Source organism: Flavobacterium indicum GPTSA100-9 = DSM 17447, assembly GCF_000455605.1.
Classification (GTDB): Bacteria; Bacteroidota; Bacteroidia; order Flavobacteriales; family Flavobacteriaceae; genus Flavobacterium; species Flavobacterium indicum.
In genome coordinates this window covers 463,433-484,640 of the sequence record NC_017025.1, presented here as the reverse complement: position 1 = coordinate 484,640, position 21,208 = coordinate 463,433, and the positions used below count along the sequence as shown (strand labels likewise).

14 protein-coding genes are annotated in these 21,208 nt (G+C 32.2%); 6 read left to right on the top strand and 8 right to left on the bottom strand.

The features are described from left to right. The first annotated feature begins 59 nt into the window (after positions 1–59). On the top strand, positions 60–1,610 hold the full coding sequence (locus KQS_RS02000) for an Rne/Rng family ribonuclease (protein WP_014387538.1): 1,551 nt from the start codon (positions 60–62) through the stop codon (positions 1,608–1,610). Between the two features lie 37 nt (positions 1,611–1,647). Here KQS_RS02000 and pbpC read toward each other — a convergent pair whose 3' ends face one another. From pbpC to KQS_RS01985, 3 genes are all read right to left on the bottom strand, one after another. Then, positions 1,648–4,026 carry a penicillin-binding protein 1C gene (gene pbpC, locus KQS_RS01995; RefSeq protein ID WP_014387537.1) on the bottom strand — a complete coding sequence of 793 codons (2,379 nt, stop codon included), beginning with the start codon at positions 4,024–4,026 and terminating at the stop codon, positions 1,648–1,650. 50 nt (positions 4,027–4,076) lie between these two features. Continuing rightward, positions 4,077–9,566, bottom strand: coding sequence for an MG2 domain-containing protein (locus tag KQS_RS01990; protein ID WP_014387536.1), 5,490 nt, complete (start codon positions 9,564–9,566; stop codon positions 4,077–4,079). Positions 9,567–9,639: 73 nt separating this feature from the next. Beyond that, entirely contained in the window at positions 9,640–10,080 is a 441-nt protein-coding gene (locus KQS_RS01985) for a nucleoside deaminase (protein ID WP_014387535.1), read from the bottom strand. Positions 10,081–10,140: 60 nt separating this feature from the next. Here KQS_RS01985 and KQS_RS01980 point away from each other — a divergent pair, with 60 nt between their 5' ends. Beyond that, positions 10,141–11,910 carry a 1-deoxy-D-xylulose-5-phosphate synthase gene (locus tag KQS_RS01980; RefSeq protein WP_014387534.1) on the top strand — a complete coding sequence of 590 codons (1,770 nt, stop codon included), beginning with the start codon at positions 10,141–10,143 and terminating at the stop codon, positions 11,908–11,910. Then, a complete protein-coding gene (locus KQS_RS01975) occupies positions 11,907–12,854 on the top strand; it encodes a DUF3078 domain-containing protein (protein ID WP_014387533.1) in 948 nt (315 codons plus the stop codon). The genes KQS_RS01980 and KQS_RS01975 overlap by 4 nt, the downstream gene beginning before the upstream one ends. Here KQS_RS01975 and KQS_RS01970 read toward each other — a convergent pair. Then, positions 12,851–13,648 carry a DUF2797 domain-containing protein gene (locus KQS_RS01970; protein WP_014387532.1) on the bottom strand — a complete coding sequence of 266 codons (798 nt, stop codon included), beginning with the start codon at positions 13,646–13,648 and terminating at the stop codon, positions 12,851–12,853. The two genes, KQS_RS01975 and KQS_RS01970, sit on opposite strands and share 4 nt — an antisense overlap. A 61-nt stretch (positions 13,649–13,709) precedes the next feature. On the opposite strand from KQS_RS01970, the gene KQS_RS01965 reads away from it, so the two are divergent. The 3 genes from KQS_RS01965 to KQS_RS14650 all read left to right on the top strand — a co-directional run bounded on the left by KQS_RS01965 (position 13,710) and on the right by KQS_RS14650 (position 17,257). Then, positions 13,710–15,218 carry a GH3 auxin-responsive promoter family protein gene (locus KQS_RS01965; protein WP_014387531.1) on the top strand — a complete coding sequence of 503 codons (1,509 nt, stop codon included), beginning with the start codon at positions 13,710–13,712 and terminating at the stop codon, positions 15,216–15,218. 304 nt (positions 15,219–15,522) lie between these two features. Next, positions 15,523–17,097, top strand: coding sequence for an OmpA family protein (locus KQS_RS01960; RefSeq protein ID WP_014387530.1), 1,575 nt, complete (start codon positions 15,523–15,525; stop codon positions 17,095–17,097). 28 nt (positions 17,098–17,125) lie between these two features. After that, entirely contained in the window at positions 17,126–17,257 is a 132-nt protein-coding gene (locus KQS_RS14650; protein WP_262487926.1) for a hypothetical protein, read from the top strand. Positions 17,258–17,308: 51 nt separating this feature from the next. On the opposite strand, the gene clpX is transcribed toward KQS_RS14650, so the two are convergent. From clpX to KQS_RS01940, 4 genes are all read right to left on the bottom strand, one after another. Further along, a complete protein-coding gene (clpX, locus tag KQS_RS01955) occupies positions 17,309–18,541 on the bottom strand; it encodes an ATP-dependent Clp protease ATP-binding subunit ClpX (RefSeq protein ID WP_014387529.1) in 1,233 nt (410 codons plus the stop codon). 71 nt (positions 18,542–18,612) lie between these two features. Beyond that, the gene (clpP, locus tag KQS_RS01950; protein WP_014387528.1) at positions 18,613–19,296 is read right to left on the bottom strand and encodes an ATP-dependent Clp endopeptidase proteolytic subunit ClpP; all 684 of its coding nucleotides are present in this window, start codon (positions 19,294–19,296) and stop codon (positions 18,613–18,615) included. 85 nt (positions 19,297–19,381) lie between these two features. Continuing rightward, positions 19,382–20,710, bottom strand: coding sequence for a trigger factor (tig, locus tag KQS_RS01945; protein ID WP_014387527.1), 1,329 nt, complete (start codon positions 20,708–20,710; stop codon positions 19,382–19,384). Positions 20,711–20,816: 106 nt separating this feature from the next. Then, positions 20,817–21,155, bottom strand: coding sequence for a phage holin family protein (locus KQS_RS01940; protein WP_014387526.1), 339 nt, complete (start codon positions 21,153–21,155; stop codon positions 20,817–20,819). Positions 21,156–21,208: the final 53 nt, after the last annotated feature.

Genomic DNA, 21,208 nt, shown 5'->3' with positions numbered 1-21,208 from the left:
AATTTTATTTAATAGACAATTGGTCTTATAAAAATCATTTACAAATAAAAATATACTGCATGAACAAAGAATTAATCATTAGATCAAGTTCAGATGCTGTAGATTTTGCCTTATTAAAGGATGGAAAACTAATTGAACTACATCAGGAAAAAGAAAAAATTGATGGCAATACGCAATTTCAAGTTGGGGATATTTTTATCGCTAAAATAAGAAAACCTGTTGCCGGACTAAATGCTGCATTTGTAAATTTAGGTCATGAAAAAGATGCTTTTTTACATTATCACGATTTAGGTCCAAATTTAGCTTCTTTGATGAAGTTCATAAAACTTGTAAGCGCAGGTAAATCAAAAGATTATTCACTCAAAAATTTCCCTTTTGAACCAGAAATTGATAAAAATGGTGCTATTTCAGATATATTAAGCGCCAATCAATCGGTTTTAGTTCAAATTGTTAAAGAACCAATCTCTACCAAAGGACCAAGAATAAGTTCTGAGATTTCTTTAGCGGGAAGATATGTTGTATTAGTTCCTTTTTCCGACAGAGTTTCTATATCGCAAAAAATTAACGATAAAGAAGAAAAAGATCGCTTAAAAAAATTAGTACAAACAATCAAGCCAAAGGGATTTGGAGTTATTGTAAGAACAGTAGCTGAAGGCAAAAAAGTAGCAGAAATTGAAAAAGATTTAGAAAACTTGCTCGACCGTTGGTCTGGCATGTGCAAAAGATTACAAACTGCACATCACCCTTCAAAAGTACTTGGAGAATTGACAAAAGCTTCTTCTATATTAAGAGATGTTTTTAACGATACTTTTACTAGCATTCAAGTAGATGATGAAGATTTGTTTTTACAAACGAAGGAGTATTTGCAAGAGATAGCTCCGGATAAAGTGTCTATCGTAAAACACTATCAGTCAAAAGAACTGCCTCTTTTTGAGAAATATCATATTGAAAGACAAATTAAAACTTCTTTTGGAAAAACAGTATCCATGAGCAAAGGAGCTTATTTGATTATTGAACACACAGAAGCATTACACGTTATAGATGTAAACTCTGGAAATCGTTCAAACAAAGCCTTAAGCCAAGAAGATACTGCTCTCGAAGTAAATTTAATTGCTGCAGCAGAAATTGCTCGCCAATTACGTTTAAGAGACATGGGAGGAATTATTGTAGTGGATTTTATTGATATGCAAAATCCAGACAACAGAAAAGTCTTATATGATTTCTTAAGAGAAGAAATGAGTGACGACAAGGCCAAACACAAAATCTTGCCTCCTAGTAAATTTGGATTAGTACAAATTACTAGACAAAGAGTTAGACCTGAAGTTTTAATTAATACCAAGGAAGAAAATCCTACAGAAAATGGAGAAATTGATGCTCCAATATTAATTATAGACAAAATTGCATCTAACCTAGAAAGCATTATTAAAGACCATAAAAAGGTTGTTTTAAACGCACACCCTTTTGTGGCAGCATACCTTACTAAAGGTTTTCCATCATTACGTTCAAAATGGTTTTTTGAACATAAAAAATGGGTGAAAATCATACCACGTGACGCTTACACGTATCTTGAATATCATTTCTTTGATGAAAATGGAAATGAAATTTTATAATAAATTAAACCGTCTCGTTGTTTAACGAGACGGTTTTTTATTCATTTTCTATAACTACTTTTCGCCTTATTTCAACACCACCTTTATCTACAACTGTAATTACATGAACTCCCGTTTTTGCATTCAACGACATTTCATGAAAAGTCTTAGTGGACCCTAAATATTTTTCATCCACATACCAAAAAAGTTCTTCACTCGGATTAGAATGTGCCACTTTTAAAACAACCGGCTGAATTTTCCCCATGAAATCCTTTGTCAAAATAATTTTAGTATGAGCTTTGGGATAAATAAAATCCATATATTTTTCAGCTTGACTTCCTGCACAACCCTCTTTAAAAGGAGGCAACACCATATAATCTGCATTTTTATTTTTATAATACCATTCCATAACCGGCGGTAAAATAAACCAGGATTGCGACACCATATCATTCACATTTTCACATTCGCTAGTTACTCTAAATTGTTTGGTTTTATCCAAATGCACCAACTTGTGATACGGACATGGTTTGGTTTTCTTTGCCGTTTTTGGTATCCACATTTTTTTAGATATACAATATTCCGAAGCAATATGACCGGATTGATCACACACTTCTACCTCATCTAAATCTTTATACGGTTTTTCAAACCAAGTCGATTTAGGTAATAATCGGAATACATCAAACAAAACAGGAGAAGCTGAATCTACTCCCGTTAACATAGGTCTTCCCTCACCTGTAGCATTCCCAACCCACACACTTACCACATAATCTTTCGTTACACCAATAGCCCAAGCATCTCTACTCCCAAAACTAGTTCCGGTTTTCCAGGCAATTTCTAAGGAAGAATCATAAAAGCGCCAAGCTTCATCTGCTTCCGGACGATTCACTTCTTTCATAGCATTAAACGTTTGCCAAATGGCTCCTGCCCCAAAAATTGATTTTTGACTCACTTCAGCACCAAAATCCACTTTTGCATTTACTAAATAATTCAATTGAGCCATTTCGTTTTTTCTGTAGTTTCCTTGATGCTCACAGAAATAAGTATTAGTTCTCGACATATAAGCATACGCTTTAGACAAATCCCACAAATTAGATTCAGCCCCGCCTAAAATCAAAGACAATCCATAATTTGATGGCGCACGATTAATGTTACGCAATTTCAACTTTTGCAATTGCTCATAAAACTTATTCACGGAATAATCTTGCAGCATCAAAACAGAAGGAATATTCAATGAACGCGCCAATGCTCTACTCGCAGGTACAGCTCCATCATAGGTCAAATTAAAATTTTGAGGAGCGTACCCTGAAATCTGTGTTGGCACATCTGCAATTAAAGTTTCAGGTAAAATTTCACCTTCATTCAACATAGAGGCATACAGATAGGGTTTTAAAATACTACCCGTACTTCTTGGTGCTTCAATAATATCTACATCTTTTTGGTGTGCTTTATCAGTTGGTGTATTCCCCACATAAGCCACAACATTATTTGTTTTTACATCCACTACCAAAACTGCCATATTGAATACTTGATTCTGTTTGTAATTTTGGTAATACTGATTTACAATTTCATTGGTTCGCTCTTGAAGATTCAATTGAATTGTAGTTTGGACTTTCTCTCCAGGGTGTTCTTTAGCCGCCTTTTCAACTAAATGAGGAGCAATTTTTGGCAATTCAAAAGGTTTTTGCGGCAAAATTTCTTTTAACGACAATTCAAAAGTTTCTTGATCAAGAACTTTATCTTCATATAATTTTTTCAACAAACGATTTCGTTTCAACAATAATTTTTGTTGATTTTTACCCGGATAAATCAGACTTGGCGCATTGGGTAAAACCGCTAAAGTTGCCGTTTCTGCCCATGACAATTGATGTGGTTTTAGACCAAAATATTTCCATGAAGCCATTTCAATTCCCACCACGTTACTTCCATAAGGTGCGTGCGACGCGTATAATTGCAAAATTTTATCTTTAGAATGACGAAATTCCAATCGAGTAGCTAAAATCATTTCAAATAACTTTTCAAAATAACTTCGCTTCTTATTTTTTCGATGCAAACGAATAACTTGTTGGGTTAAGGTACTTCCTCCCCTTACTACTCTACCGGCTTGTCTGTTTTGTTGGTAGGCATGAAAAATTGAGATGGGATTAAACCCAAAATGATAATAAAAATGCTGGTCTTCAAAAGCAACTATACATTTTTTAAATTTCTCTGGAATAGTATCGTTTTCAGGAAAACGCCATTGCCCGTCTGCAGCAATCTTTGCTCCTAACAATTGTCCGTCGGCACTTTCTACTACAGTTGAATATGGTTCTTCAAACAAAGTAAAAGGCAACGAAAAATAATATAGAATCAGTATAATAGAGAAAACAATTGATTTCTTTTTATTGTTTTTGATTTTAGCTAAGATCGACTGATAGAATGTGATGAATTTATTTTTCATTTTTAAGAATTAATTAACCGACAGCAATAACTGCCGGTTAAAAAATTAATTTATTTCACAATTTGTAGCCATTGACCTTTTGTTCGCACAACGTAATTATTATCATACATCGCTTCACATTGAACCCCTGGCAAATAATATTGACCTAAATAGGTTGCATTTAACAACACCTTAAATGTTCTTGACTCCCCTCTTCGTAATGAGAAATAGAATTGTGTTCGATCATCACGAATATCAATATTATCAGCTACATTATTGCCATAATTACCAAATGCCGTATGACGAGAATTCATAATTTCAAATCCAGATGGCACCAATTGAGTTAAAGCTAAATTTGACATGGATTCTGTTCCTTTATTGGTAATGGTTATTTCAGCAACAACTTCTGTCCCTTGTTTCACTTGTTGTAAGCCTAACGCAACTCCCCCTTTAGTTTTATACTGCACTGTTGCATTTAAGTTTCGTTGCATCACTTTTTCTTGTCCCACAGGTAAAACCCCCGAATTTGTAACTCGTACATAAATAGCCGCTTTTCCATTATTTTTGACCAAAGTAGCATTTTTACCCGTTTTCACTTCTAATTTTCTATCTGTAAACGATTTAGTTGTTGAAATCACATTATTTTTACCTCCAAAAGTATAAGCCACCTGTATGCCATTTCCTTTGTTTTTAATTGCAAATTTTGACATCGCATACAAGGCATAAGCTGTTGATTGCGTGCTCATATATTTAGAAGACGATAAATCTTTAGCTACTTTATTGGCTTGAACAAAAGCTTCTTTCGTTTTATCTACTAAAACATAAGTTTCTAACAACATTGCTCTGTTTCGTTCTTCAGAACCATAATAATAACCATATAAATTTTTATCTAATTGTGCTGATGTTCCATTAACAATTGAAAGTGCTATTTTCTTTTGTCCGATTAAAGCATAAGCAGTTGCTAATCTAAATTTTGATTCATTAGAAATTCCCACCGTTTCACGCAAACGGTTCATAGAAGCCATATCGGCCTGACCCGCTAAAGCCAATGTATACAAACGATACGCCTGTGCAAAATCATTATTCAGAGTGGATTCATAACGCCATCTTTTAGCAATATTTTGCTGATAAGCAATCCATTTTTGTTTGAATCCATGAGGCAATGCATAACCTTTTTTCTCAGCTTCCATCATAAAATGTCCGGCATAAGAAGTTCCCCAATCATCCGCATAATTTGTACCTTGCCAATACGACAAGGAACCATTACCTAACTGAAAATTACTTAATTTTTGAATTGCTGTATTAACATTATTTTGAATTTGCGTTCTTCTATTTGCATCAATATCCACAACATCATTCAAATACAATTGAGGAAAGACAGCAGATGTCGTTTGTTCTACACAACCGTGTGGGTATTGAATCAAATAATTCAATCTTCCGTTGAAATTCACCGTTGGGAAAGCAGAAATTTCTAATCGAGCGCTATTTGAACTAGCAACACCAAAGGTATTCCAATGTAAAGATTTTGAACTGTTTGCCGGAATTACCACATCAATAAAATCGTGCGATGATGGGTTTGGATTTACCACATCTACTTCCACTTTGTAATTTGTTTTCTCTTTCCCTGAAGTTGCTATCAATTCCAAGTTTGCAATTCCAGAATAATCAGCAACCGCCACATCAAAAAACACTACTTTTTCATCTGGATTAGCAAAAGAAATCTGTTGGATTGCTTTACCAACAACTTTTACTCCATTTGAAGATTTTAATTGCACAGTTACATTTTTTATATGTTTTTCCATAGCAAATACAGTAACCGGAATGGTTATACGTTCTCTTGGTGATATTTTTCTTGGGAATGAAACCAATGCCATTAAAGGTTTCTTTACTAAAGTTGTTTTTTCTGCACTTCCATAGGCCGATTCTTTTGCATTGGCCGCCACCACCATAGTACGAACAGAACCAATATAATTTGGCAACACTACAGCATGACTTTTGGTTTCTCCTTTTTTTAGTTTAAAAGGCCCTACATAATATACAACGGGTTTAAAACGATTCGCTTTTTTTGTTTTACCCGCTCCTAAATCTTGATCCCCACCAATACTAAATATTTGATTGATTTTACCTCCATAGGCCCCAATAACCTCATCATAAATGTCCCATGTTTTCACTCCCAACGCTTGTTTCGCATAAAATTTATCCCAAGCATTTGGTGTTCTAAATCGAGTTAAATCCAGCAAACCATCGTCAACAATTGCCAGTGTATACGTCATTTCTTTACCTGATTTTTCACTCACCTTTATTACCGTTTTTTGTTCAGGTTTTAAAGTATTTGGCATTGTTATTTCAGGTTGTAACACCGTATTTTTATCCACAACTTCGATAGGCAAAATCCCATACATTCTTATTGGTGCATCATTTTTAGTAGACGCATGTGGTTTCAATAAAGAAATATGCACATAAACATTGGGTGCCATTTCCTTCGTTATTGGAATTTCAACTTTAGTTTCTCCTTTTTTGGTGTTTGCCCATAAGGTTTGTACCACTTTAGAACCATTTTCAATAGATAATAAGGCTCTCCCTCCTTCACTTGATGGGAATGAGATCATTGCTTTTTCACCCACATTATATTTCGTTTTATCAGAGGCAAAAAGCAACATATTTGCTGAAGAAGGATCACCCCCTTTTGATCTACCCGACCAAACCGGCCAATCAATAATTGAAGTAATACTTGTTGCATGTCCTCCATTCGAATCGATTGCACGAATTAAATACCTACCCCAATCGCCTTCTGGAATTCGGAAAGCTAAATTAGCCTTACCATTTGCATTCGTATTTACAATATATCTTCTATAAGGCATCGTAACCTCAGAAGAATTATAGCTAGACAAATCACTATCCGAAGCATTCCACCACCAACGCCATTCGATTTTATAAACACGTATTTCTAAATTGGAAACCGGCTTTGGTTTTCCATTTGCATCTACAGAAGCAATTTCAAAAGTATTTACTTTATCGGTTTCTAACATTCCATACTTATTGGGCTTTGGCGCTTTAATTCCGATATAGGTATTATAGGTTGATAACGTTGCCGTAGCTACATCAGTACTAAAATCGCCCCCAGGCTCAAAAGCTTTCGTTTGCAATACAACTTTTAATTTCCCTGGTGCTTGAGTTCCAACTCTTGGCACAATTGAAACTTTTATGTTACCCAAATCGTCTACTCTACCTGAAAACACATTTACTTGTTCGGTACTAAAACTTCTAGCATCATCATCAAAATCATAATCGTTCCAACCATTAAAAGTAGTTACTTGTTGCATGTATTTCGCTTGCATTTCCACTTTCAAGTTTTTAGCTACCGCTCCATGCAACCAAGCTACCTGTACTGGAGCCGCATTCGATTTATTGGCAAAAAGCGTTACGTTTGAAAACCCGTTTTTAATTTTCAATCGATTCGGTTTAATGGTTTCAATTTTAAGACTTTTATAAAAATGTACCCCTCCAACGGAAACTTTAGCTTCCCAATTACCAGTTGGATCAGAAGATTTAGTTGGTACTACAAAACTATAATGATTTAAATCGTTATACTGTTGCACCATTTGATAGCGTATTTTCCCTTGAGGATCCGCCACACGTAATCGAATTGGATGTGTTTTTTCTAGTTTACTTTCAGTATCATTTAACATGAAAGACAAATACAGATTATCGCCCGGACGCCACACCCCTCTTTCACCATAAATAAACCCTTTCATTCCTTTTTGCAGCTCTTCACCACTCACCTCAAAATTACTGATAGACAACGAACGACCTTCATCTAATTTCACGTACGTTGTATTATTATCTTTGGTAACAATGGCAAAATAGGCGTACTTTTTAATATCCGCCGTAGCTATACCCTCTTCATTCGTAATTGCTTCACCAATTTTATTTTGTTGAAAAGTATAAAATTCTACTTTAGCGTCTTCAACTGGTTCAGTATTCACAATATTATTTACCGCAACAACATAACTTCCATTATTGCCTCTTTTAGCAATTACCCCTAAATCTGATGCAATAACATTCGTTGCGATTTTAATATCATAGTAAAATGAATTAGAACATGGATCTTCTCTTTCTTCCCAATTATAGTATTCATAATCATATTCGTTATAATAATCATATTGAGAACGCACCTCTTCTTCAGTATCTTCGTTTTCAATTTCTTCCTCTGATGCCGAAGAAGAACACTTGTAAAGAGAATATTTTCTTTTAAATGAAAGTTCTACCCTATAAATTGCTCCAGGATCTGATTTTATAATTTTTGACAAATCAATTGCATAAGCATTCCATTTACCATAATTAATTAAATTATTGGTTTTCAAAACCACTTTTTGCTTGGCTATAGGAGCTGCAACTGATCTTAAATTTTCATCACCATTTAACTCATTATCTTGTAAAAATTGTAGAATGTTATTTTTATAAATTTGATATACTTTAATGTCAACCGCATTTAAATTCACGGCTTCAAAGTTCAATTTTAAATTACTAGAACTCGGCATGATTGTTCCACTTTTTATGAATCGAACACCAGGTTTTGTTTGTTCAAAAGTTACTTTTTGAGTAAAATTTTCTTTCATTTTATACCCATCTTCACTTTGAATCCCTTGAAAAACTTCCAGTTGTAGTTCGCCTTTCAAACTTTGTTCAAAATATACTTTTAACAAATTACCTGCCGTTGCAAATTTCAAATTTCCAGCACCCTCCACTTGGACTAAACCATCAAAATCTTGTTCTCTTGAGAGTGGGTCAGAAAAATTAACAACTAAGACTTGACTGTCCTCTTGTTGTACTTCTGCTGCCACAATTTTAAAATTATTTTTCCCTGGAATAACATAATCCATTGACCCTTTTTGGTCAATTCCTTGATCATTTCCATCCCAACTTATTTCAATTTCTGAATCTTCTACTTTTCGTTGAATACTATCAATTACAAAATTGAAAATATTAGTAGCTTTTGAAGACTTTAAAACTTTTACTTTTAGGTCAGAATCTTTTTGTTTGGCCTTAATTACTTTAGAAATATTATCTAAATCCACGTCGTCACTACAAACAATCGTACCATTTAAATACTGATATTCTTTAGAATAAGATTGTAAATCCGTGGGATTAATTGTAAAATCTTGTTTTTTTGTTTTAATAGTAAAATTAAAATCATCCAATTCTTTTGGGGTATCTTTTAATTCCGACAAATGAAACGTAATTTGATACTCGGTATTTTGTTTTAATTTTTTTTCAGGAATAAAGGCAATTGTATTATTGGACAACGCCACTACTTTACCGTCAACACTTGGACTTATTGTAAATAAATCTTCATCTAATTCTTGATTCGTTTTCCAATTTTGATTTTCAAAGGCAAGCACAACTCGAATATCGCTTTTGGCCGAGACCAGTCCAGAACTAAAGTTGAGAATATACTTTTTAAAAAGTTCGAACTTAGAATTAAAGTCTTCTGCTTTTTTGGTGCACGATACCATTACAACTAACACAACGATTAATTGTAACCAACGTTTTGCTTTCATGTGAGGTTAGGGAAATTAAATTATTAAATAAGATTTTTACTTATAAAGAGACTATCAAAACTAATGCCAAATTTTAACGTTTTTTAAGAAAAAAATTCTTTATTAAAACGGCACATTCATTTTCTAGAACACCCAATTTTACTTCCGTTTTTGGATGCAATTGCGTTCCTAATGTTCGGTATCCCCTTTTAGCGTCTGAAGCCCCAAAAACGATTCTAGAAATCTGACTCCAATACAAGGCTCCTGCACACATTTGACAAGGTTCTAGTGTAACATATAACGTACAATCCTTTAAATATTTCCCACCTAAAAAGTTAGCAGCACTAGTAATCGCTTGCATTTCGGCATGAGCTGTTACATCATTAAGCAATTCTGTTAAATTATGACTTCGTGCAATAACCTGATTGTTTACTACCACAACAGCACCAACAGGAATTTCATCTCTTTCAAAAGCCATTTCTGCTTCTTGCAGCGCTTTTTTCATAAAATATTCATCTGTAAAAATATTTTCCAAAGTTCTTTCGTTTAGTTATCTATCAAAATTAACAAACAATATTGTATTTTTGCCTTTGAAATGAATAATTTACTCGCACATATTCAAAACCCTACTGATTTAAGGAAATTATCTAAAAATCAGCTACCTCAATTGGCTCAAGAATTACGTGAGTTTATTATTGATATTGTTTCCCAAAAAGAAGGGCATTTGGGTGCTAGTCTTGGCGTAATTGAACTCACCATTGCCTTGCATTATATTTTTGACACCCCAAAGGATTTATTAGTTTGGGATGTTGGACATCAAGCCTATCCACATAAAATTTTAACTGAAAGAAAAGACGTTTTCTACAAGTATAGAGAAAAAGAAGGCATTTCTGGTTTTCCAAAAAGAAGTGAAAGCATTTACGACACATTTGGTGTGGGACATTCTTCAACATCTATATCAGCTGCATTGGGTATGGCATTAGCCTCTCACTTACATGGAGAAAAAGAGAAACATCATATTGCCGTAATTGGCGATGCTTCGATTGCCAGCGGAATGGCTTTTGAAGGTTTAAATCATGCTGGTGTAACCAAAGCCAATTTACTAGTAATACTAAACGACAATGCCATGGGGATTGACCCCAGTGTTGGCGCTTTAAAAGACTATTTAACCTCGGTAAAAGAAGGAAAAAATCCGAAAATTAACAACATCATAAAATCGTTAAATTTTGATTATTCAGGTCCAATCGACGGACATGATTTAGAAAAATTAACCACGGAATTAGAACGATTAAAAAAAATAAAGGGGCCAAAATTTTTACATATTATCACCACCAAAGGTAAAGGATTATCTTTTGCTGAAGAAGATCAATTAACCTATCATGCTCCAGGAAAATTTGACAAACTAACGGGAAAATTAATCCGACCAGAAAATGAAAATCCGGCACCTAAATTTCAAGATGTTTTTGGACACACATTAGTAGAATTAGCGCAGCAAAATGATAAAATTGTTGGGATAACACCAGCCATGCCCTCTGGAAGTTCCTTAAAATACATGATGGAGCAATTTCCAGATAGAGCATTTGATGTAGGAATAGCCGAGCAACACGCTGTAACTTTAGCTGCTGGTATGGCAACACAAGGACTAACTGTTTTTTGCAACATCTATTCTACTTTTATGCAACGGGCTTACGACCAAGTAATTCATGATGTTGCTATTCAAAATTTACCTGTTATTTTTTGTTTAGACAGAGCAGGATTTGTAGGTGAAGACGGTGCTACACATCATGGTCTATTTGACCTCGCTTACATGAGTTGTATTCCAAACATGATGGTTTATGCCCCGATGAATGAAATAGATTTACGCAATATTTTATACACTTCTTCGTTAGGCCTAGAAAACCCCATTTCTATTCGATATCCAAGAGGAAAAGGACACAATCCAGATTGGAGAAAACCATTTGAAAAAATTGAGATTGGAAAAATTAAAAAAATAAAAGAGGGCAAAACAATAGCTGTTTTATCAACTGGAACTATTGGTCATACAGTTCAATTAGCCATTGAAAATTCAAACAACAAGAATAGTATTGCACATTATCATGTAGGATGGGTTAAACCATTAGATGAAAAAAAGTTAAACACCATATTCAATACCTACACAACCATAATCACCATAGAAGAAGGAACGTTAATTGGCGGATTTGGCTCAATTATTGATACCTTTGCAACCAAAAATAATTTTAAGAACAAAATAATGAATTACGGTGTTCCTGATGTTTTTATTGAACACGGTACTGTTCAAGAATTATTTGAAGAAGTAAAATTAGACGAAAAAAATTTAACCCTAATATTCAATACATTATCATGATTAAAAAAGTAGTTTATGCAATTATTTTTCTAATTACAAGTTATTCATTAGAAGCACAAGTTATTAAAACAGAACTTCCCGACACCATTTCGAATTGGGAAAAAGTAAACAAAGTAGGTTTAGATTTTACACAAATCACATTTGTTAATTGGTCAGCTGGGGGAAATAATTCTATTTCTGGGTTAGCTAAAGGACAATTTATTAGAAATTATAAATATGAGAATTTTAAATGGTCAAATGAATTATTAATGCGTTATGGCGTTAATAAACAAGAAGGTCAAGATTTAAGAAAAACGGATGATGCTGTTCAATTAAACTCAACAATGGGATATAGAACAGATACTATTTCCAATTGGTTTCATGGAGGTAAATTCACTTTTCAATCACAATTTGCCAATGGATATAATTACCCAAACGTCAATAAAGCCATTTCTAAACCTTTTGCTCCAGCCTATATTTTCCTTGGGATTGGTTCCGAATATTCTAGAAAAGATTTAGGTTTTAATCTTTATCTTTCACCTTTAACTATGAAAATGACAATGGTCTTAGACAGAAGGTTAGCCAACGAAGGAGCTTTTGGAGTTGACAAAGCCGTTTATGATGCTGTTACTGGAGAAATCATTACCAATGGTAAAAAAACAAGAACAGAACTTGGTGCTTTAATTACAGGTCAATTTAAAAAAGAAGTTTTTAAGAACATTATTTATGATACAAGAGCAACATTGTACACTGATTATTTAAAAGATTTTGGAAACATTGACGTAGACTGGCAGAATTATTTAGAAATGACAGTTAACAAATATGTAAAAGCCAATTTAGGCATACATATGATCTATGACAACGACATCAAAACTAAAGAAGAAGTTGATGGTGTTCAAGTTATTAAAGGTCCAAAACTACAATTAAAACAAATTATAGCTATAGGATTAAGTTACAGTTTCTAATTAAAGGAAATCGACACAACATATCCTTCAAAAGTACGCACATTAAAAACAGTTCCGTCTTCAAAAATTAAATACTGGCCTTTAATTCCGGTTATTTTCCCAGAAAATTTTGAAGTAGTAGACAAATTTAAACTTGTTACTTTTGAAGGGTATTTTTTTACGGGATAATTTAGCTCATATAACTCATCCGAATTTAAGAAATAAGGCATAACTTCTTCAGGAAGCCATTGTTTCAATTTTATTTTTTCAGCAAATAAATCGGCATGAGAGATATCGTTTTTTAGCATTTTTTGCCAATTTGTTTTATCAGAAAAATGATTTTTTAAAGCCACTTCAGCTACACCAGCTAAATACCTATTCGGAACTTCTAAAACAGGTAACGCTTGCACAGCACCTTGATCAATCCATCTTGTTGGCACTTGAGTTTTTCTTGTAACACCAACCTTTACTTCAGAAGACAATGCTAAATATACTATATGTGGCTGCAATTGCACTCGCTTTTCATATTCTAAATCCCTGTCTTCTTCATCTAAATGTGCTTTACTTAGTTCAGGTCGCATAATCCAATCGGCTGCAGCCGGACTACTCATAAAGCAATCATAACAAAATCCTTGTCTAAATATCTTTTTTGCTTTTTTACAATTTAAACATTGATAACCTTTGTGAATAATTTCTATCTCTCTATCTATTAATTGATTAACATTTAAAAAGTTATTTTCAAAAATTAAATAATACTGAATAGGTTTATCATTTTCAGTTTCCATTTTTGTTAAAGTACCTTCAAATGTTGTCATAGCAATTGTAATTGATTGAAATTTTATTATTTTTGGTAAAGATAAAAAGAAGGTTTCACTTATGCCATTACCAATAATAAATTCTATCGCCTCATGGATTTTAAAAAAGAGAATTCATCAAATTGAATTATTTTTAAAATACCCTCATGAAGTTCAGGAGGAATTATTATTTAATCTTTTAAAACAAGCAGAGCAAACCGTTGTAGGAAAGAAGTATGATTTTTCAAGTATAAAAAACTACAGCACTTTTAATGAACGAATTCCAATAGCTACTTATGAAGAATTAGAACCGTTCATTGAACAAACCCGTCAAGGTGCGCAAAATGTATTTTGGAATTCTAATATTAAGTATTTTGCAAAATCAAGCGGAACCACAAATGCAAAGAGCAAATTTATACCCGTTAGTAACGAAGCTTTAGAAAACAATCATTACAAAGCCAGTAAAGATTTGTTAGCATTATATTTACACAACAATGAAGATTCTCAATTATTTGTTGGAAAAAGCCTTCGATTAGGTGGAAGTAAACAATTATATGAAAACAACAACACCTTTTTTGGCGATTTATCTGCTATATTGATTGACAACATGCCAATTTGGGCAGAATTCAGCTCAACACCAAGTAATAAAGTATCGTTGATGAGCGATTGGGAGACTAAACTTCCTGCAATAATCAAAGAAAGTATTCAAGAAAATGTAACCAGTTTAGCGGGCGTACCTAGTTGGATGATGGTTTTATTAAACCATGCGCTTGAACAAACTGGAAAAAATAATTTACTTGAAATTTGGCCGAATGTTGAAGTCTATTTTCATGGAGGAGTAAGTTTTGACCCTTATAAAGAACAATATAAAAAACTATTTCCAAAAGACAATTTCAAATATTATGAAATTTACAATGCCTCTGAAGGTTTTTTTGCACTTCAGGACTTAAATAATTCAAATGAACTTTTATTAATGTTAGATTATGGAATATTTTATGAATTTATCCCAATGGACACATTTGGTAAAATAAATCAAAAAATTATTCCTTTAAGTGAAGTTGAGTTACATAAAAACTATGCATTGGTTATTACTACTAATTCAGGGTTATGGAGGTATTTGATTGGCGACACGATTCGTTTCACCTCACTTAACCCCTATAGAATTAGAGTTACAGGTAGAACAAAACATCACATTAATGTTTTTGGTGAAGAATTAATGGTAGAAAACACTGATGTAGCAATAGCCAAAACTTGTGCTGAATTAAATTGTGAAGTTGTAGATTATACCGTTGCCCCTGTATTTATGAGCGAAAAAACAAAAGGTGCTCACGAATGGATAATTGAATTCAAGAAAAAACCAGAAGACATTCATTTATTTAGTAAAATTCTCGATTTGAAATTACAAGAATTAAACTCAGATTATGAGGCAAAACGCTACAATAACATGACGTTAAACTCATTAATTGTAAATGTAGCAAGAGAAAATTTATTTTACGATTGGTTAAAAGCAAACGATAAACTTGGCGGACAACACAAAGTACCAAGACTTTCGAATGAGAGAAAATACTTAGAAGAATTATTAACACTTTGACCTTTGTATTATTTTAAAATCTTAAATTTTTCTTCAAACAAAACCTTATTACACTAAGATATGCACAAAAAACAAGTGCATAATTACTCATATATTGAATAATATTCAAAAATCAACTGCCGTTTATCGAAAATATAAGTAGCTTAACGATTAAAGTTTGTTTACTACTAAAATCCCAACATATTTGCATAAAATTTAAAAAATGCATTAAAAAATATATTTTTTTTAAATATTTGCTGTTTTTTAATTGTTAAAATTAATAGATTTACACCCCAAAAAAAACCAAAAGAAACCCAACAAAAAGATGAAAAAAAAATTTTTATTTTTGAGTATCACTGCTTTATTAAGTTTATATGTAACTGCTCAAGAACCTAAGCGTTCTGAAAAAATGGATTCTATTAATGAAATCATCAATAAAAACACAAAAGGTGTACGATTCACTTTAAACACAGTAAATGTAAACTCCGAATTATCTGAAATAGGAACTTCTTTTTTTAAGAATAAATTCATAATACTATCCAATAAAAAAAGAAGACATTACGAAACAACTATGAATGAGGAGACAAAAACTCCTAACAACAATTTATATTGTGTAAACGTAGATAGTACAGGAAACTTATCATTTCCACTATTGTTTTCTTCTGCAATTGATTCCAAAGACAACGAAGGAACTATTGCCTTTTCTCCTGATGAAAATTCAGTGTTTTTCACCCAAACATCTAAAGACAAACCAAATGTATATAAATTATACAAAGCCACCTTGGATGTAAACTCTGAAAAATATTGGACGAATATAACTGAATTAAAACTTATGGATGATCAATATTCAATTGAAACTCCATTTGTATCAAATGATGGTAAAAAATTATTTTTCTCGTCAAATATTCCAGGTGGATACGGCGGATTTGATTTGTATGAAGTTGCCATATTAGAAAATGGCGATTTAGGAACACCAATGAATTTAGGTTCAAAAATCAACACTAAAGAAGACGAGAAATTCCCTTTTGTATCTGATGATAACAAATATTTATTTTTCTCTTCTAAAGGACACACTAATTTAGGCGGATATGATGTATTTAGATCTTCAATTTCAGAAGATGGATACCAAACTGCTTTTAATTTAGGAAATACGTTAAATTCAAGAAAAGATGAAGTAGCATTTGTAGTAGTTAATGACAGTAAAGGCTATGTATCATCAGACAAAACCGCTACTGATGGAAATTTTGATATTTTTAGATACAATCTAAAGATGGCCCCTAATACTGTTTCTAAATTATTAACTGTAGAAAAAACATCGGGCATTCCATTACCAAACACTAAAGTTACTATTAAAAATGAATTTGGTAAAGTATTAGCCGATGGAAAAACAGATGCAAATGGTAATATTTCTGTAATTTACAATCCATTGACCATCTATAATGTTGAAGTTGAAAAAGAAGGTTATGAACCTTTCACAAAACAAATGATCTCTGGAGACTTTTTCAACGACAGTAAGATTGAGTTAAATCAGAAAAAAGCAATTGTTACAACTACTGAAATTAAAATTGAACCTATTTATTTTGATTTTAATAAAGCAACAATCAAAGCTGAATCAACACTTTCTTTAAATAAAATTGTTGATGTCTTAAATGCAAATAAAGAAATGAGTATTTCAATTTTTGCTCATACAGACAACAAAGGTTCAGACGAATACAACAAGACATTATCTGAAAAAAGAGCTAAATCAACTTATGATTATTTAGTTAAAAAAGGAATCAATAAAAATCGTTTAAAATTTATTGGTATGGGAGAAACGCAGCCGCTAGTGAATTGTACAACTTGTACAGCTGAAGAAGACCAATTAAATAGAAGAACGGAGTTTAAAATAAACAAACCGTAATCAAAATAAAAAAAATCACAACAAAAAAATGACAACAAAAAAAATTATTTTAGCAGTAGCCCTTTTATCATTATTAAGCTCTTGTTCTAGAGGATGGAGTTGCAAAGCAAGATACGTTCAAGCTAAAAAAGTAACGACTAAAGAAGTTAAAAATGCATAAAAAAAGACCGGAATTTTTCCGGTCTTTTTTTTTATCATACATAGGCAAACATTAAGAAGCCACTTGTAATTTTTGTAATAAATTTTTATCTAATGTTTTAGAAGCAAAATCTTTAGTTACATTCAACTCTTTTTCACTTGAACTTGGCAATTCAAACATAGCATCTGTTAAAATAGCTTCACACAACGAACGTAATCCTCTGGCACCTAATTTATACTCTAACGCTTTTTCAACTATAAAATCTAATGCATCATTCTCAATAGAAAAATCAACACCGTCCATTTCAAATAATTTTTGATATTGCTTTATTAAAGCATTCTTTGGCTCTGTTAAAATAGCTCTCAAAGTTGTGGCGTCTAATGGATCCATATGCGAAAGAACAGGCATTCTACCAATAATTTCTGGAATTAACCCAAACTCTTTTACATCTTTAGGAATAATATACTGAAGTAAATTTTCTTTATCGATCAATTCAGAAGCTAAAGCAGAACTAAATCCAATAGCTTGTCTATTTAAACGTTTTGAAATAATACGCTCAATTCCATCAAAAGCACCACCAGCAATAAACAAAATATTTTGAGTATTTACCTCAACAAACTTTTGATCAGGATGCTTTCTACCTCCTTTTGGCGGAACATTTACAACCGAACCTTCCAATAGCTTCAATAATGCTTGTTGCACACCTTCTCCAGATACATCTCTAGTAATTGATGGATTATCACTCTTACGGGCAATTTTATCAATCTCATCAATAAATACAATTCCTCTTTCCGCTTTAGCTACATCGTAATCGGCAGCTTGTAACAAACGAGTTAAAATACTTTCCACATCTTCACCTACATAACCTGCTTCAGTTAAAATAGTAGCATCAACAATTGCTAGCGGAACATTCAACATTTTAGCAATAGTTTTAGCAACTAATGTTTTCCCAGTACCTGTTTGACCTACAACTAAAATATTACTCTTTTCAATTTCAACCTCATCATTTTTAACCGTCTGCATTAATCTTTTATAATGATTGTAAACAGCCACACTAAGCACTTTTTTGGTTTGCTCCTGACCGATTACATATTCATCTAAAAAAGCTTTAATTTCTTTTGGTTTTCGAAGCACTAAATCATTAAAAGCTTCTGCCCCCATTGATTCCTTCAATTCTTCCACTACAATTCCATGCGCTTGCTCAATACAACGATCACAGATGTGTGAATTAATTCCAGCAATTAACAAATTAGTTTCTGGCTTTTTTCTTCCACAAAACGAACATTCTAATATTTCTTTTGCCATTTTTATTTGTTATAATGAAACTTTCAGTCATAACTCTTGTACTTGCGCCATGACTGAAAATTAAATTAAGTTTATCTAATTAATACTTCATCAATCATTCCGTACTCTTTTGCCTCAGAAGCAATCATCCAATAATCTCTATCACTATCGTGAGTTACTTTCTCCATAGTTTGACCAGAATGTTTCGAAATAATTTCATACAATTCAGTCTTTAATTTCAAAATCTCTCTTGTAGTAATCTCTATATCAGATGCTTGTCCTTGAGCCCCACCTAATGGCTGATGAATCATGACTCTACTATGTGGCAATGCACTTCTTTTGCCATCTGCTCCAGCACATAATAATACTGCTCCCATTGAAGCAGCCATTCCAGTACAAATAGTTGCTACATCAGGTTTAATAAATTGCATAGTATCATAAATTCCCAAACCAGCATAAACACCACCACCTGGCGAATTAATATAAATTTGTATATCTTTTGCTGCATCAACACTAGCCAAAAACAACAACTGCGCTTGAACAATATTAGCTATTTGATCATCAATACCTGTTCCCAAGAAAATAATTCTATCCATCATTAATCTTGAAAAAACATCCAACTGTGATACATTCAATTGACGCTCTTCCATAATATATGGCGTCATACCAATAGGCTGTCCAATTGGGGTAATTTTGCTAACGATTTTATCATAATAAATACTATTAACACCATGGTGTTTTGTAGCATACTTTTTAAATTCTTTTCCGAAATTCATAACACTATAAACGTTTATTAATACAAGTTAAATAAAAAGCGTCAAACCTAAAAGATTTGACGCTCAAATATACTAAAAAAACCTATTAGTTTTCTCCATACATAGCTTTGATGAAATCTTGATAGTTTACTTCTTTAGATTTAGCTTTAACTTTATCTCTAAATAAACTAATCATTTTTTGACTCATCACTTGATCTGAAATTCTCTTAATTTCATCTTGATTTGATAAAACTCTTGCTACAATTCCATCTACTTCTTCGTCAGATGGGTTCAATTGACCAAATTGAGCCATTTGAGATTTAATTAAACCAGCAGTAAAATCTTTTAATTCTTCAAATTTAATTTGTAAATCATTTTCTGTGATTACTTTATTTTCGATTAATTGATAACGTAATCCTTTTTCAGATTTAGCGAATTCTTCTTCCGCTTGTTCTGCTGTTAATGGATTTTCACCAACTGTTTGAATCCATCTTTTTAAGAATTCTGCAGGTAAATCGAATTTAGTTGATTCAATTAAGAAATCAGTAACATCATTTAAGAATTTTTGATCTGCTTGTTGAGCAAATTGTGCTTCGGCATCTTCTTTTATTTTAGCTTTTAAATCTTCAACAGATTTAACAACTCCTTCGCCAAACAATTTGTCAAACAATTCTTGATTTAATTCTGCTTTTTCAACAGCATCAATACCTTCAATTGTAAAATTAACTTCAATATCTAAACCATGAACATCGTCATGAGCAACTCTTAAATAATCCATTAATTTATGATCATCATCAAATAATCCTTTTGTTTTAAAAGTTACAACATCACCAATTTTTTTACCGATTAATGCTTTGGCAGCTTTTTTATCTTTAAAAATATCTCCTGTAACAACAGTAGTGTTATTGATTCCTTTTTCTTCGTTAGTAAATGTTCCTTTTACTTCATTACCTTCAGCAACTACATCTTGAGGAATTAATTTACCATATTGTTTTTGAATTCTTTCAACTTGTTCGTTTAATAAAGCTTCATCTGCAATGATTTTGTATTCTACTACATTATTTTTTGCAGCTAAATCAACTTTAAAATCAGGAGCTAAACCTAATTCAAATTCAAAAGTCAATTGTTCAGCATCCCAAGAAAAATCTTCAGTCATTTTTGGTAACGGATTACCTAAAATATCTAATTTTTCTTCAACTAAATAATTGTTTAATGAATCTTGTAAAAGTTTGTTAACTTCATCAGCCATTACTGCTTTTTCATATTGCTTTTTAATTAAGCTCATAGGAACAGCACCTTTTCTAAATCCAGGAATTGAAGCATTTTTTCTGTAATCCGCTAATACTTTTTCTACTTTTTCAGTATAATCTTCTTTAGTGATTGCAACTTTTACAATTGCATTTAACGCATCTACCTGCTCTCTTGTAATATTCATTTTATCTTATTTTTTGTACTATGAAATTTGGGTTGCAAAATTATGCATTTTTTACAACCCAAACAAGTTTTTAATATATTGAATTTCAATCTAATAAATTTTAGACTTAATCAACAAAAATTTTATTTAAAACAGACTGACTAATAGACAAGATTATACTGAATAAAAATGCAGTAAAGAAACTTGGCACTTTAAAACCATCAACAAAATAATCTGTTGTTAAAACCATCAGTGTATTAATAACTAATAAAAACAATCCTAGTGTAAAAAAAGTCACTGGAATTGTTAAAACAACTAAAACTGGTTTAATGAATGTATTCAATAACGACAACACTACAGCGGTTACAATAGCTGAAGTAAAATCTTGAACTTGAATACCTAAAAAATGAGAAATAACAATAATTAATATTGTTGAAATTAATAATTTAATTAAAAAACCCTTCATTACTTTAAATTTTAGGATGTAAATATAAACAAAAAAGGCGCCTTAAAAGGCGC